The 13,758-nt window shown below is 59.0% G+C and carries 11 protein-coding genes and 1 tRNA gene; 6 read left to right on the top strand and 6 right to left on the bottom strand.

All coding sequences use genetic code 11. From position 1 onward, the window contains the following. Position 1 precedes the first annotated feature (1 nt). Positions 2–136, bottom strand: a complete 135-nt coding sequence (locus tag AA0535_RS05155; protein ID WP_264814841.1) for a hypothetical protein — start codon at positions 134–136, stop codon at positions 2–4. A gap of 195 nt (positions 137–331) precedes the next feature. Here AA0535_RS05155 and AA0535_RS05150 point away from each other — a divergent pair, with 195 nt between their 5' ends. After that, positions 332–1,183, top strand: coding sequence for an ABC transporter permease (locus AA0535_RS05150; protein ID WP_264814840.1), 852 nt, complete (start codon positions 332–334; stop codon positions 1,181–1,183). Between the two features lie 2 nt (positions 1,184–1,185). Further along, positions 1,186–1,950: an ABC transporter ATP-binding protein gene (locus AA0535_RS05145; RefSeq protein WP_264814839.1), complete on the top strand. Its 765-nt coding sequence runs from the start codon at positions 1,186–1,188 to the stop codon at positions 1,948–1,950. Between the two features lie 150 nt (positions 1,951–2,100). Here AA0535_RS05145 and AA0535_RS05140 read toward each other — a convergent pair. Beyond that, a tRNA-Asp gene (locus AA0535_RS05140) sits at positions 2,101–2,177 on the bottom strand. 253 nt (positions 2,178–2,430) lie between these two features. Next, positions 2,431–3,639 (bottom strand): phosphatidylinositol-specific phospholipase C1-like protein, encoded by a 1,209-nt coding sequence (locus tag AA0535_RS05135; protein ID WP_264814838.1) that lies wholly within the window; start codon positions 3,637–3,639, stop codon positions 2,431–2,433. Between the two features lie 265 nt (positions 3,640–3,904). Here AA0535_RS05135 and AA0535_RS05130 point away from each other — a divergent pair, with 265 nt between their 5' ends. From AA0535_RS05130 to AA0535_RS05120, 3 genes are all read left to right on the top strand, one after another. After that, on the top strand, positions 3,905–6,247 hold the full coding sequence (locus AA0535_RS05130; RefSeq protein ID WP_264814837.1) for a TonB-dependent receptor: 2,343 nt from the start codon (positions 3,905–3,907) through the stop codon (positions 6,245–6,247). A gap of 156 nt (positions 6,248–6,403) precedes the next feature. Then, positions 6,404–7,018, top strand: coding sequence for a class I SAM-dependent methyltransferase (locus tag AA0535_RS05125; protein WP_264814836.1), 615 nt, complete (start codon positions 6,404–6,406; stop codon positions 7,016–7,018). 142 nt (positions 7,019–7,160) lie between these two features. Next, the gene (locus tag AA0535_RS05120) at positions 7,161–7,616 is read left to right on the top strand and encodes a GNAT family N-acetyltransferase (protein ID WP_264814835.1); all 456 of its coding nucleotides are present in this window, start codon (positions 7,161–7,163) and stop codon (positions 7,614–7,616) included. A gap of 60 nt (positions 7,617–7,676) precedes the next feature. On the opposite strand, the gene AA0535_RS05115 is transcribed toward AA0535_RS05120, so the two are convergent. Beyond that, entirely contained in the window at positions 7,677–9,368 is a 1,692-nt protein-coding gene (locus tag AA0535_RS05115; protein WP_264814834.1) for a thiamine pyrophosphate-binding protein, read from the bottom strand. 169 nt (positions 9,369–9,537) lie between these two features. On the opposite strand from AA0535_RS05115, the gene AA0535_RS05110 reads away from it, so the two are divergent. Further along, a complete protein-coding gene (locus AA0535_RS05110; protein ID WP_264814833.1) occupies positions 9,538–10,020 on the top strand; it encodes an Lrp/AsnC family transcriptional regulator in 483 nt (160 codons plus the stop codon). Between the two features lie 483 nt (positions 10,021–10,503). Here the strand turns inward: AA0535_RS05110 and AA0535_RS05105 are convergent, their stop codons facing one another. Then, positions 10,504–11,271 (bottom strand): SDR family oxidoreductase, encoded by a 768-nt coding sequence (locus AA0535_RS05105; protein ID WP_264814832.1) that lies wholly within the window; start codon positions 11,269–11,271, stop codon positions 10,504–10,506. Positions 11,272–11,331: 60 nt separating this feature from the next. Continuing rightward, positions 11,332–13,353: a transketolase gene (gene tkt, locus AA0535_RS05100; RefSeq protein ID WP_264814831.1), complete on the bottom strand. Its 2,022-nt coding sequence runs from the start codon at positions 13,351–13,353 to the stop codon at positions 11,332–11,334. Between the last annotated feature and the right edge of the window lie 405 nt (positions 13,354–13,758).

Here is a 13,758-nt window from a genome sequence, read left to right as displayed (position 1 = left end):
TCTATTCCTCGGGATGATCGAACAGGCCTGACCGATTGATCCGCCGGACCAGAAGGCCGGCCATGAGCGGGCCAATCGCATAGGCGGCAAATACAAAGCCAATCATGAAGTAATCGCCGGCCGTCATGCCTGTCATCGTGTTCCGGAAAGTGAGACAGCCATCATACCCGACACTGCCCCTGTGAATCCACCGATGCCCGTCATGACGCGGGTTTTCGTTTGCGTGACCTCTGACAACCCGGTCTCGCCTCTTGGAGCGGCGCGGACGAGAGGCTAGAGATCGGTGCGCGGCCAGGTTGTCAGGGGCCATGTCAGCTTGAGAGCGAGAAGCATGAACACACTTAACGCAGAGACACGCAGGAAAGAGCCTCTGCTCGATCTGTCGCCCCTTGACGGGTCAGGCCGGTTGAAGGCTGCTGCTGCGGATCTGCGTGACGGGTTACGGCTTTTGCCCCTGGCCATGACCCTTGGCTGGCTCGATATAAAGATGCGCTATCGCGGCTCGATGCTCGGCCCGTTCTGGCTGACCATCACCACGGCCGTCATGGTGGCGGCGCTCGGTGTTCTTTATGCCGAACTCTTCAACATGGTGCTCAGGGACTATCTGCCTTTTCTGGCGCTCTCACTGGTGCTCTGGGGCTACATATCGACCCTGATCAGCGAGAGCACTGTCGTGTTCTCGCAGGAAAGCCGCATGATCCAGGCGGCCCGTATGCCGTTCACGGTCTTCGCCTGTCAGGCCATCACGCGCAACCTGCTTGTGTTGCTCCATAATGCGGTGGTGGTGCTGGCCGTTTTCCTGATCTTCGGCGTCACACCCTATCATGTCTGGCTGATCCTGCCCGCTCTGGGGTTGTGGATTGTCGATAGCTTTGCGGTCATGTTCTGCCTCGGGCTGCTCGGCGCGCGGTTTCGCGACATCCCACCCATCGTCACTTCCCTGCTTCAGGTTTTCTTCTTCATCACGCCCATCATCTGGCGCCCTGAACTTGTGGGGACGCTGCAACACTGGATCCTGCTCGACCCGTTCTATCCCCTGTTGGCCATCATGCGCACCCCTCTGCTGGGCGAGCCCCTGCCTGGGGCCCTGTGGGGTATGGCGCTGGCCCATAGTGCCGTGCTGATCGCTCTGGCTGTTCTGGTCTTCACGCGTTTTCGCGCCCGCATTGCATACTGGGTTTGACCATGACCAGAGTTTCTGTCGATCGACTTTGTGTGAATTTTCCAGTCTATCACGCTGAAAGCCGGATGCTGAAGCGTTCCATGGCACAGGCTCTGGCCAACAGGACGGTCAACAGGGCTGGGAGTGCGCTCATCGAGGATGCCCGCCACCGGGTCACGGTCGATGTTCTCAGGGAGATCAGCTTCTCGCTTCAGAGCGGTGAGCGCCTGGGGCTGATTGGAGGCAACGGCGCAGGCAAGACAACCCTGTTGCGTGCTCTTGCGGGAATTTACGAGCCTGTTTCCGGTCGGGTGCGGGTGCGTGGTGTAATCGGCACATTGCTGGACACGCAGCTTGGCATGAACATGGAGCTGACGGGCATCGAGAATGTGCGCCTGCGCTGCCTGTTTCACGGGATGAGCAAGTCTGCCACGCAATCCGTTCTCGATAATGTGGCCGAATTTGCCGAGCTGGGCGATTTCATCTCACTGCCGGTCAAGACCTATAGCAGTGGCATGCTGGTACGCCTGGCATTCGGCCTTGCCACGGCCATCACACCGGATGTCCTGCTCATGGATGAGTGGTTCATGGCAGGGGACATCACCTTTCTGGCCAAGGCGCGCGCCAGACTCGAGACATTGGTGCAGGAATCGGATGCGCTGATCATGTCGTCGCACCAGCCCGACGTCATGAGGCAATGGTGCACTCGGCTGATCTGGCTTGAGAACGGGAGCATCCGTCAGGACGGGCCGACAGATGAGGTTCTGGATACTTATCTGGCCGCCTAGACGGAAGGGGCGGTCATACCAGCCATAGACGAGTCGGGAGGGACAGTGTCGCTCCTGGTCACGGAAAAGGCGATCATGCGTACAGCTGAACGCCGAGCCTGAAGCTCTGCTTTGCGCACCATGATCTTATTCTGTTTTTCGGAAAGAAAATGGCGCGAGTGACGGGGCTCGAACCCGCGACCTCCGGCGTGACAGGCCGGCGCTCTAACCAACTGAGCTACACCCGCATGGAGCGTTTCCGCTCCGGCGACCGTTTCCGGGAAGGTCAGTGACCACCTCGTCTTCGGTGAACGGGGAACTACCAGTCCCCATTCTGTTTGGCAACAGGGGGAGGAAAGAATTTTGTATTTTCTTCCTCTTTTCCGCGCTGTTGCCCGTCAGGATGCTGAGAGGCGCTACCTGTTCTCGTTGCGATAATGAGAGGACTCATGGCAAACCTGAGTCCCTCCGCCCCCGGAATGCGTGAGGCGACCACTGTATTCAAGGCTGTTCTTGGGCTGTCTCGGCAGGCTCCAGAGAAGAATCGCGGCAGGAGGCCGGGGCGTTGACCGGATTGCATCGCGCTACCAGACCCTTACCGAATCCGACGGCATATCCGTGCCATGGGGCAGGCTCGAAAGCGGGATAATCCGTGCTGATCAGATGCGCTCCGGAGGAAAACGCCACATCACGGCGTTCGACCGCATTCTGTCGGGCCTCGATCGTATTTGCATCGGCGCGGGTACGCACCAGATAGCCCCGGCGCACAAGAGCAGGAATGGTTTTGGAGGCCGCCTTGTTATCCACGGCGTCGCTGCCATTCCCCTTGGCGCCGATGAAGCCCTCATTCACCTCCGTGAAACCGCAATCCGCATCTCCCGGGTGGGCATTGGTGAAGACAACACGATCACGCAGGGCAGGATGACCCTGCGTGTAGCGGGCGGTATCGTGCGGCCTGTCGAACAGGAAAACGATCTTGCCGCGCGCATGAGCAAGGTCGGGCCATCCGTGACTGCGTACCCCTTCATCCAGCGTGGGTGCATTGCCACGCACGTCATCGGGGGTGATGAGACGATCGCGCCCGAATACTGAGATGAGTTCGGCATCCAGACGGTCATAGGTGGCCGGACTGAAAACTTCGGGAGCCGTGAAGGGCAGCTTGCCGCCACCGAACGGGATATCCTGCTTGGTTTCCAGATCGATGAATACAGGAACGTGGTTCGGATGGGCATCCGACCATGTCTTGACCTGCTCGAGGCAGGCCCTGAAAGGCTGACAGCTCGACCTCTGATCGATGTCGACGATGTGCATCACCTTGAAATCGGTGCCCTGCATGGCCCCTGGCGGTGTCGGGTCGGCATCGGGTGTCAGTCCGGCCTTGCGTTCCCATTCCGGTCCCTTGGGGTGGGCGTAGCGCCCGCCTTGGGTGTCGGCATAAATATCGATTTCGAGCTGGCGCACCCCGTGATCGAGCTGCGCTGTCAGCGTGTCATGGTGGTAATCGAGCGCGATGGCCGCCTGAGGTGACAACTTGGTGAGCCATTGGAGCGTGACTGGCGAGATATCGCGTCGATAGGAATTATGGGTCCCGATCACCTGGATCTGGTTGACATGGATATCCTGGTCCAGAGGCGGGTGCTGGGCAAAGGCCTGCGTCATGGAAGCAAATCCTGCCAGTGCGGTCAGGGCAAGGAAGCTGGAAAGTCTCATTCTGAGATCCTGAAGCTGAAAATCCTGGCGCGGATCAAAGATCATTCATTCGCCGCTCACCAGACGAAAAGCACAGGTCATAAATAGTTCATCAAATTGAACCGGATAAGAAACAAATTATACACGTATCGATCACATTCGATATCGGGTCATCTGTGTAAAAATCGATACAGATCGAAGTTATGACAAATAATAACAAATATACTTCGGTGATAATAGAAAAGATCGCTAAGAACGAAAAGCGCGTGAAAGCGGAGTTATTGATTTGCAACGGTTGATAAAGCGATACGGGCGCTTCTCCCTGTACACCGCGTCGGCGCTCTGCTTCGGGTTTCCGGCATGGGCCGAACAGAAGAACGATGCTGTCACTCAACGAGGCGCCACCCAGAAGAATGTAGCCCAGGAAAAGAGGCTTGAGCGGATCAGTATCCACGAAAAGCGCAGAGTGGTGGGTGGCGGCCTGATGAAGACCCAGACCGCGCCCCGTGCGATCAGCGAGGTGACGCAGGACTATATCGCCAAACAGGCCCCGACACTGAGCCCGACCAGTCTGATCGCCAGCTTGCCCGGTGTGCAGGCGGGCAATGAATCCCCGCTCAGCACCCAGGCGGAAACCCTGCATATTCGCGGGCTCGATCAGACCCAGATCGGTTTCGTGTTCGAAGGCATCCCCGCTGCAGACGTCTTCAGCTATGCGCCCTGGAATGCGGCGATGGTCGATAATGAAAATCTCGCCTCGATCAGCGTGACGCAAGGATCGATCGATCTCGCATCCCCGCTCTATAATGCCGATGGCGCGCAGGTCACGATGAAGGCGCTTCGTCCCGCCGACAAGGCAGGCGGGACGCTTTCGCTCGGCGGGGGGACGCATAGCCTGCAAAAGGGATTCCTGCGCCTCAATACGGGCGAAATCGGCCATAGCGATGTGCGCGCCTATGCTTCTTTCTCCCATTCATCGGCCAATCTGTGGCGCGGACCGGGAGATGTGTCGCGCTATCATGTGGATGCCAATCTCGAAAAGCGCTGGTCGAAAGGCAATGTGAGCGATGTGATCTTCGGCTATAATCAGGGCCGACAAACCATTTATCGCTATCCCAATCTCGCGCAATGGCAGCAATACGGGACGAGCTTCAATTACACCGCGCCCTACACCCCTGGCGGCTACGCCTATTACAAGCTCAACGAGCGCTTCACCAATGTCGCCTTCGGCACCATCCGCAACGACTTCCGTCTCGGCGATCACTGGTTCCTGCATGTCACACCCTATGGCATCAGCCAGATGGGGCCGAATAATTACGGCATGGCGGTTCCTACGGCCAATGGCTATATCGGCACGCAACGCTATGATTATCTTGACGGATATCAGGGCCAGAATCGGACGCTTCTGGTGCAGAGCGTCCATCCCTGGGAGCAGCGCAGTTCGGGTGTGACGGCGTCTCTCGACTGGAAGACGCGGCATAACACGATCACCTTTTTCTACTTCTATTCCTATGCAGATCATCAGGAGCGTCAGGACCGCTTCGTGGTGGGCGATGATGGTTCAGTGACGTGGAAAAATCCGCTGACGGCTAATGGCCGTCTGGTGACGGGCTATGATATCAGTCAGACGCAGCAACTCAACGCGCTCGGTTTCGACGACAAGCTTAGCTTGTGGGGAGACCGCCTGACACTCGATGCCGGGTTCAAAGCCACCATGGTCTCCCGCATGACCTCGCAGGGTGTGCCCGGTGCGATACCCTTTAAGGTTGCACCCAATAATTTCATCCCGACCCCTCAGTTCCTCGCAAGCTACCGGATTACATCCAAAGATCAGGTCTATATGAATGCGAGTACCGCCTATCGTCTGCCAGCCGGGTATTCCGCCTATGTGCCGTCTTTCGGCAACACGTCGCCCAACCCGACCTCCATTCCGCCGAATAATCTGCAACCGGAATATTTTATCGGCGAGGAACTCGGCTATCGCCATAATGCACGTGTCTCGGTCTCGATTGCCGGGTTTCATTACAACCTGACCAATCATCAGATCAGCAGTCTCGCCTATCAGCCGGGCAGCACAATTCTGGTCAGCAGCCAGATCGCTGCCGGTGGTGAGGAGGCCTGGGGCATTCAGGCCGAACTGGCGACGCGCCCTTGGCATCATCTGAGTGCATATCTCTCAGGTCAGTATCTCCACACGCGGCTTGGCAATAATGTCAGCACCGGCAATGATCACGTCCCGACCACGGGGAAATCGGCTCCTGGCGCCCCGAAATATACCGGTGCCATCGGCCTGACCTTCGATGACAGCGTCTGGTTCGGTAATTTCAATCTACGTTATCAGGACTCCCAGTTTTCCACCCTCATGAACGACCAGAGCATTCCCGCTTTCGTCACGGCCGATCTTTCCATGGGGCGTAAACTTCCTTCTTTCGGAACGCGTGTTCACCCGCGCGCCATGCTGAGCCTGACCAATCTGGGCGGGGCAAACTATCTTTCGGGTCTCGGCGGGTTCGGCATCACCGCTCAGCCACGCACGGGTATTTTCGGCAACAAGGTGGGGGCATCCAGCCCGGTCTTTGTCGTGGGGTCGGCCTTCACGGCCATGGCGACGCTGGCTGCAGATTTCTGAGCGCAAGGCGGGGTCCTGCCCCGCCTCCTGCCAAAGAGCAATCGTCCTTGGGGAAACGGGCTCGCGATCGTTCAGGCTGGATGGTTTATGCACGCAGCTGTGAGAAGGGTGGCAGATTTTTCACATTAAAAAGGAGGGTGTGTCAGAGGAGGTATCATGGAAACGCGTCATGCCTATTGGGACCGGGTCTATACTGAAAAGATGGAGACGGCAGTAAGCTGGTATGAGCGTCATCCTGTACCGTCTCTCGACCTCATTCTCCACAATGCGCCTGTAAAGGGGAATGTGATCGATATCGGGGGTGGGGCCTCGTTCCTGCCCGACCACCTGTTTGAGGCCGGTTTCTCCGGGGTCACGAGCCTCGATCTTTCCGCGGTGGCGCTTGCGCGTGTGGCCCATCGTCTCGCCCGTTATGGGGACCGCCATCGCTGTATCGTGGCGGATGTCACGCGGTGGTCCCCCGATAGGCACTATGATGTCTGGCACGACCGCGCGGCCCTTCATTTTCTGACCGATCCCGAAGACCAGAAGCGCTATGGCGCCGCCCTTCGATCCGCCCTTGCACCGGGCGGTATCGCGGTCATTGGTGGCTTCGCCCCGAACGGGCCTTCACGCTGCTCAGGCCTTCCCGTCATTCAGCATGACAGCGCGTCCTTGCTTGGTCTTCTGGGCGATGAATTCATCATGTTGCAGGGGTGCTCCCACAACCACACAACGCCGACCGGAATGATTCAACAGTTTGAGTTCACTGCTTTTCGCAAATTGGGATAAGAGGAAGCTGCATCTCCAATCCCCAATCCGGACTTATGGCTCATCCGGATGCAAGATGAGAAGAGGGCATGGACCTCGTTCCAGTCCGGCTTCACTATCCTGTCCCGGAGCAGTTCAGGCAGTGCGAGGGGCATATCGAGAGATGAACATCGGGATTGACGATCTTTCCAGCGAGGAAACGCGGGCTCTTCTTGCCGTGCATCTGGCTGGCATGGCCGAGAGTTCGCCTGAGGCGTTCCGGTTCGCACTGGATCTGTCCGGTTTGACGGTACCCGAGGTGACGGTGTGGTCTGCACGCATTGAAGGGCGGGTTGCAGCGATCGGCGCCCTGAAAATCTTCGGTGAGGGGGTGGGCGAGGTCAAATCCATGCGCACCCATTCCGATTTTCTCGGGCGTGGGGCCGGGGCCGCAATTCTCGCTACGATTATCGATGCGGCCAGGGCGCGCGGACTGAGACGCCTGAGTCTCGAGACCGGTACGGCCCCGTCTTTCGAGGCCGCAATAAGACTCTATCGCCGGAATGGTTTTGAGAGCGGGCCGCCTTTCGGCCCCTACAAGGCGAGCCCCCATAACCAGTTCTTTCACCTGACACTCTGATACCGGGCACGAGGAACGGGCCTTTTAGCAGGATGAAGGGGTGAATCCTCGCGCCATGTATTATCGGCTGATCATGATCTCGATCAAATTCGCCTTGCCGCTCGCAATTCCCGCCTGAATGGCGGGTGCGATATCGCCTGCGCGTGTCAGGCGCTGCGCAGGCAGGCCCATGGAGGCGGCGAGGGCCTGATAATCGATGGTAGGGTTGACGATATCCATGGCGATGAAGCGGCCTGTCTGGGCGGCAGTATAATTCTGCTGGCCGCGCATGAAGTTTTTCAGGACATTATATTCGCAGTTATTCATGACCACGAAGGTGATGGGCAGATCTTCATGCGCTGCTGTCCAGAGCGCCTGTGGCGAATAGAGCGCTGCACCGTCGCCCACGAGGCAGACCACAGGTTCGCGCTTCAGTCCCAGCGCGCAGCCGACGGCGGCGGGCATGCCCCAGCCCAGCGCCCCACCGCGCAGAAAGGAATACTGGGCGGGATCGTTGCTCTCCAGGAAGCTGCGGACAAAGCCCGATGTGGCAATGGCCTCATCGACGATCGGCGTATTAGGGCCAATGGCGCGCACTGCCTCGCGCGCGGCGAGGATCGGGGGAATGACCGCTTCGGAGAGGGCGTCATCGGCGCGACGATGCAGTGTGGAGCGTTCCGTGGCGCGCTTCATAGCCGCGTCCCGACGCAAGCTCGCATAAGCGGCGCTTTGGGCGCTCGAGGCGTTTTCGATCAAAGGCTGAAGAGCCGTGAGCGAGGCTTTCAGATGGCCGCAGGTCGAGAGGGTGGTGGGGTAGGTGCGCCCCAGATCGTTCACATCGGAGGAAAGCTGATAGACGGTGCAGCCCTCGGGAATGGCCGAACCCTCGGTATAGAGAATGGTGATGAGCGATTTTCCGCCAATGGCGAAGATGGCGTCATAGTGAGAGAGTACCTCGGCAATGCCGCGCGCCGTTGTGGGCAGATTGCCGCGCCAGAGCGGATGCGCCGTTGGAAAGGGCACGCGCGATGGCCAGGATGATCCATAAACCGGCGCGCCGAGGGTCTCCGCCAACGCAGCCGTCTCGGCAGCGGCCCGACTGGCATGGATTTCGTCGCCGGCGATCAGGGCGAGCCGACCGGGGGCGATGGCAGCGAGAGCGCTTGCGAGATCGGGCAGGGCACCCGCGATGGCGTTACGGTCGATGCGTGAGGGGGCGCCGGCGCTGATCGTGCTCATCTCCTCCATCACGTCCATGGGCAGGGAGAGGAAGACGGGACCGGAAGGAGCTGCATCGGCATCGTGAAAGGCGCGGCGCACCAGCGTAGGAAGCTGCTCGGCCGACGCGACTTCCTTGCCCCATTTGACCGCGGGCTCGGCGATTTTCAGCAGATCGCCGAAAAGCAGCGGGTCGGTTACCGCATGGCGCAGATCCTGCTGGCCCGCCGTCACGACGAGAGGTGTCTGGGAGACATGCGCATTGAGCAAGTTGCCCATACCATGGCCGAGGCCACCGGCGGTATGGAGATTCAGGAAGCCCGGCCTGCCCGCGGCCTGTGCGTAGCCATCGGCCATGGCCACGGCGCTCGCCTCCTGCAGGGCGAGGATATAGCGGATATCCGGACGACGCAGCAGGCTATCCATCAGCGGCAACTCGGTGGTTCCGGGATTGCCGAAGATATACTCGACCCCTTCACTGGCGAGAATCTCGAGCAGGATATCCGCACCGCTGCGGGCGTCGAGGGTTCTTGTTCTGGCAAAGCTGGCTGTCATGGTCTGGATCCTGTGGAGAGGCGTTTCGTTCGGGGAGCGTCTCATGGCTGGAATGTCCCGCTGACCACACGGTATCATGCTCAACGCTGATAAAAATTGCGTTTTCGTAGAGATCTATCTCATAAACCTGCATAATTTATGCGCTAAAAACCGATGGGATGAGATGTTGATGCTCGAGGATCTGGACGCGATCGACCGCCATTTGCTGCAGCTTCTGCAGAAGGATGCGTCACGATCCACGGCGGAACTGGCTGAGGCGGTCGGGCTGTCACAGGCACCATGCTGGCGGCGCATCCAGCGGCTCAAGGATGCCGGGATCTTGCAGAAACAGGTCTATCTGGTGGACCGAAGGAAAATCGGGCTGAATGCCCAGCTCTACGCACTGGTGAAGCTGACGGCCCACGCGCGCGCCAATCTGGCGGCGTTCGAAGAGGCTATCCGTGAATTTCCCGAGGTACAGGATTGCTATGTGCTGTTGGGTTCGGTCGATTTCATCCTGCGTATCGTGACGCGCGATATCGAATCCTATGAGCAGTTCTTCCTGAAAAGGCTGGCCCTGATCCCAGGCATTCAGGAGGTCAATTCCATGGTTGCGCTGTCGGAAATCAAGCATACGCTTGAACTCCCCATTGAGCGCCTTACCTCCAGCTAGCGGTGTGCGGGGAGATCTACGCCTATTCGGTCGGTGGCCAGGCCAAAGACTCGAGTAGCCTCACCGGCAGCGAGGCCGTGATGACAAACAGTGAAATGGTCGGCGCGTACAAGCCGGGCAATGGATCGCTATGCTTGGGTCAATCGGCCGAGAGACCGAGCTTGCCCTGCCCCGGTTCGGATAGGTCCGGGATTGTCCAATGGGCAACTCCTCTGAATAGCATATCGAAAAGACCCGCCGCCCATTTGATGGTCTGAAGGCTGCGTCCTCAACCTCCTCCCGGCGGTGCTGCCATAAGAGACCCTCGGACGGCTCCGATAAAAATCGTCACGGGGCGCGTCACTCGTTTGGCATCGGAGGCACAGCGAAGTGCTCCGCCTTGAACGGGGTGTTTGTTCGTTATCTGGGCACCCATGAACCAAAAATCGGGATCAAAGGGGCCAACGCCCCTTTGCGGGTTTCAGGGCAGAGCCCTGGACCTTTTCACCAGCAGCAAAATCCCCCATCCACCAGAAGATCGACCCCGGTGCAGAAGGACGCAGCGCGAGAAGAGAGAAAAATCGCCGGTCCCACCATCTCGCGCGGCGCAGCGATGCGGTTCATGGGGGTGTCGTTTTCGAAGACCTTCACACGCTCTGCCCATTCGGGGCGGGTATTCATGGGGGTGGCGGTATAGCCCGGACTGATGGTGTTCACACGGATGCCGCGCGTGGCCCATTCCATGGCCAGGCTTTTGCTGAGATGGATAACGGCGGCCTTGGACGCATTGTAATGGGCCTGCATCAACCCGCGATTGACGATCACGCCCGACATCGAGGCAATATTGACGATCGAACCGCGGCCATTGGCCAGCATGGCGCGCCCTTCTGCCTGAGAGGAGAGGAAGACGCCGGTCGTGTTGATATCGAGCACGCGCTGCCACTGGTCGCGGTCCATTTCCTCGGCAGGGGCGGCATTGGCAATTCCTGCAGCGTTGACGGCAACCGAGAGCAGGCCGAGCTCGGATTGGGTGGCTGCGACAGCATCGGCCAGGCTGGTTTCGTCGGTGGCATCGCCGGTGCAGACCAGGGCGGCGCGCTTGAGGCCGCGAATACGGTCGGCAGTCTCATCAAGTCCCTTGCGTGAGCCGGGAAGGTCGAAACAGGCGACCGAGGCGCCAGCTTCGGCGAGGCCGATGGCAATCTGCTGGCCGATGCCGCTGCCTGCGCCGGTTACCAAGGCGATGTCGCCGGAGAGATCGAAAAGATCCATGGATTTATCCAGTCAGGATGGGGGCGGTGCGTTCCTGCACCGCCTGGACGAAGAGGAAGATCAGGCTTTGGCGCGTGCTGCGTGACGGGCGAGAAGCGCTTCGGCACGGGTCACGACATTGTCAGTCGTGAAGCCGAAATGACGGAAGAGATCCTCGGCAGGGCCGGATTCGCCAAAGCCCGTCATGCCGATTACGTCGCCGTCGAGCCCGACATAGCGCGCCCAGTAGAGGGAGCTGGCGGCTTCGATGGCGATACGGGCGCGCACGCCGTCGGGCAGAACGCTCTCACGATAGCCAGAATCCTGCGCATCGAAGGTTTCGGGTGAGGGCATGGAAACGACGCGTACCGCGATGTTGCGCGCACGCAGGGCCTGAGCGGAATCGAGGGCCAGGGTCATTTCCGAGCCAGTGGCGATCAGGATCAGATCCGGTGTGCCCGCGCAGTCGGAGAGGATATAGCCACCGCGCCAGGCATCGCGCAGTTGCGAAGCAGTGCGTTCTTGCTGTTTGAGCGGCAGGCGCGACAGTGAAAAGGCTGTGGGGCCATCGAGACGCTCGAGCGCACTGACCCAGGCGATGGCGGTTTCCACCTGGTCGCAGGGGCGCCAGGTGACCATGTTCGGGGTCTGACGCAGCGAGGCCAGTTGTTCCACGGGCTGGTGGGTGGGGCCGTCTTCGCCCAGTCCGATGGAGTCATGGGTGTAGACCAGCACCTGACGCTGCTTCATCAGCGCGGCCATGCGCACGGCATTACGCGCATATTCCATGAACATCAGGAATGTGGCGGTGTAGGGCATAAGGCCGCCATGCAGCGCGATGCCGTTGGCCATGGCGACCATGCCGAATTCGCGCACACCGTAATCGACATAATTTCCGGCAGGGTCGAAGCAGACCGAGGAAGAGCCGGACCAGCGCGTCAGGCAACTCGGTGTGATATCGGCGCAGCCTCCGAACATCTCAGGGAGATGGGGTGCGAAAGCCTCGATGGCATTTTGCGAGGCCTTGCGGGACGCGATGTCTTTCGGCACGGCCTGAAGTGAGGCGACGAAATCACGGGAAAGCTTGTCCCAGCCCTGAGGAAAAGCCCTGTTCTGGCGACGGATGAATTCGGCGGCCAACTTGGGATATTCGTCGCGATAACGCGTGAACAGATCATTCCAGGCAGATTCAGCCGTAGCACCCGCCGGGCGGTGATCCCAGTCACGGGCGATAGACTCGGGGATCTCGAAGGCGGGGGCGGTCCAGTTCAGACGGGCACGGATCTTCGCGATTTCATCGGCCGGGAGGACGCCACCATGCACTTTATGCGTGCCGGCATAACCCTCGGAGCAGCCCTGACCGATGGTGGTGCGACAGATGATCAGGCTCGGGCGCGTAGCTTCGGCGCGGGCGGCATTCAGGGCGGCAAGGACAGCATCGGGGTCGTGACCGTCGATCTCGCCGATCACCTGCCAGTTATAGGCCTCGAAGCGCTTGCGCGTGTCGTCAGTATAAACGCCCTCGATCGGCCCGTCATTGGTGACCATGTTGCGGTCATAGATCGTGATCAGCTTGCCAAGGCCGAGCGTCCCGGCCAGCGCGCAGGCCTCGTGGGAGATCCCTTCCATCAGGCAGCCCTCGCCGACATAGGCATAGGTGTGATGGTCGACGATGGGCAGATTCGGGCGGTTGAACTGCGCGGCCAGGGTCTTTTCAGCCAGCGCCATGCCCACGGCGTTGGCGATACCCTGACCCAGCGGTCCGGTCGTGGTTTCGATGCCAGGGGCATAGCCGAATTCGGGATGGCCGGGCGTTCTGGAATGGAGCTGGCGAAACTGTTTGATGTCTTCGATACCGAGGTCGAACCCGCTCAGATGCAGCAGGGCGTAAAGAAGCATCGAGCCGTGACCGTTCGAATAGACGAAGCGATCGCGATTGGACCAGGCGGGATTGGCGGGGTTGTATCGCATGACATCGCGCCACAGCACTTCGGAAATATCGGCCATGCCCATGGGGGTGCCGGGATGGCCCGATTGCGCCTTGAAAATGGCATCGATCGCCAGGATGCGAATGGCATTGGCGCGCTGTGTTCGGGTGGTCATGAGATATCCCCTCTATCTCCCCGGCACGATGGACGGGAATGTTATGATTGCTGATGAAATGATATGTATTAAACTCTGTTCATAAACCCTGTCTGGCAAAGCATGACTGGTACCTACTTTGTCGCAAATGATCATTACTGACGAAACCATTGTCACGAAAACTAGTCTCTAAATATGACATAAGCATAGAGCTCATAAATCATAAAGGCGTGATGGGAATATCGAAATTCCATCCGTATTCGCTATCCCATCTTATCGGATGATTAAGGATCGGCTCTGAGGTTCCATTCAAGTTTGTGTCATTTATCCACGTTATCCCCATACTTGTTCGTGTTATGTTCACATATAAACGTATTAAAAAACGTTTATCATACCAAATCGCCCAGGGTGAACGTCACATACGAA

The sequence above is a fragment of the Asaia krungthepensis NRIC 0535 genome, from assembly GCF_025995175.1.
Classification (GTDB): Bacteria; Pseudomonadota; Alphaproteobacteria; order Acetobacterales; family Acetobacteraceae; genus Asaia; species Asaia krungthepensis.
The sequence above is the reverse complement of the archived record's forward strand: the minus strand, read 5'-3'. Positions and strand labels throughout refer to the sequence as shown.

Bases quoted from the DNA above. Each gene is read 5' to 3' on its own strand.
- AA0535_RS05150 (WP_264814840.1), top strand. From the start codon at position 332: ATGAACACACTTAACGCAGAGACACGCAGGAAAGAGCCTCTGCTCGAT.
- AA0535_RS05135 (WP_264814838.1), bottom strand. From the start codon at position 3,639: ATGAGACTTTCCAGCTTCCTTGCCCTGACCGCACTGGCAGGATTTGCT.
- AA0535_RS05120 (WP_264814835.1), top strand. From the start codon at position 7,161: ATGAACATCGGGATTGACGATCTTTCCAGCGAGGAAACGCGGGCTCTT.
- AA0535_RS05110 (WP_264814833.1), top strand. From the start codon at position 9,538: ATGCTCGAGGATCTGGACGCGATCGACCGCCATTTGCTGCAGCTTCTG.
- AA0535_RS05125 (WP_264814836.1), top strand. From the start codon at position 6,404: ATGGAAACGCGTCATGCCTATTGGGACCGGGTCTATACTGAAAAGATG.
- AA0535_RS05105 (WP_264814832.1), bottom strand. From the start codon at position 11,271: ATGGATCTTTTCGATCTCTCCGGCGACATCGCCTTGGTAACCGGCGCA.
- AA0535_RS05115 (WP_264814834.1), bottom strand. From the start codon at position 9,368: ATGACAGCCAGCTTTGCCAGAACAAGAACCCTCGACGCCCGCAGCGGT.
- AA0535_RS05155 (WP_264814841.1), bottom strand. From the start codon at position 136: ATGACAGGCATGACGGCCGGCGATTACTTCATGATTGGCTTTGTATTT.
- tkt (WP_264814831.1), bottom strand. From the start codon at position 13,353: ATGACCACCCGAACACAGCGCGCCAATGCCATTCGCATCCTGGCGATC.
- AA0535_RS05145 (WP_264814839.1), top strand. From the start codon at position 1,186: ATGACCAGAGTTTCTGTCGATCGACTTTGTGTGAATTTTCCAGTCTAT.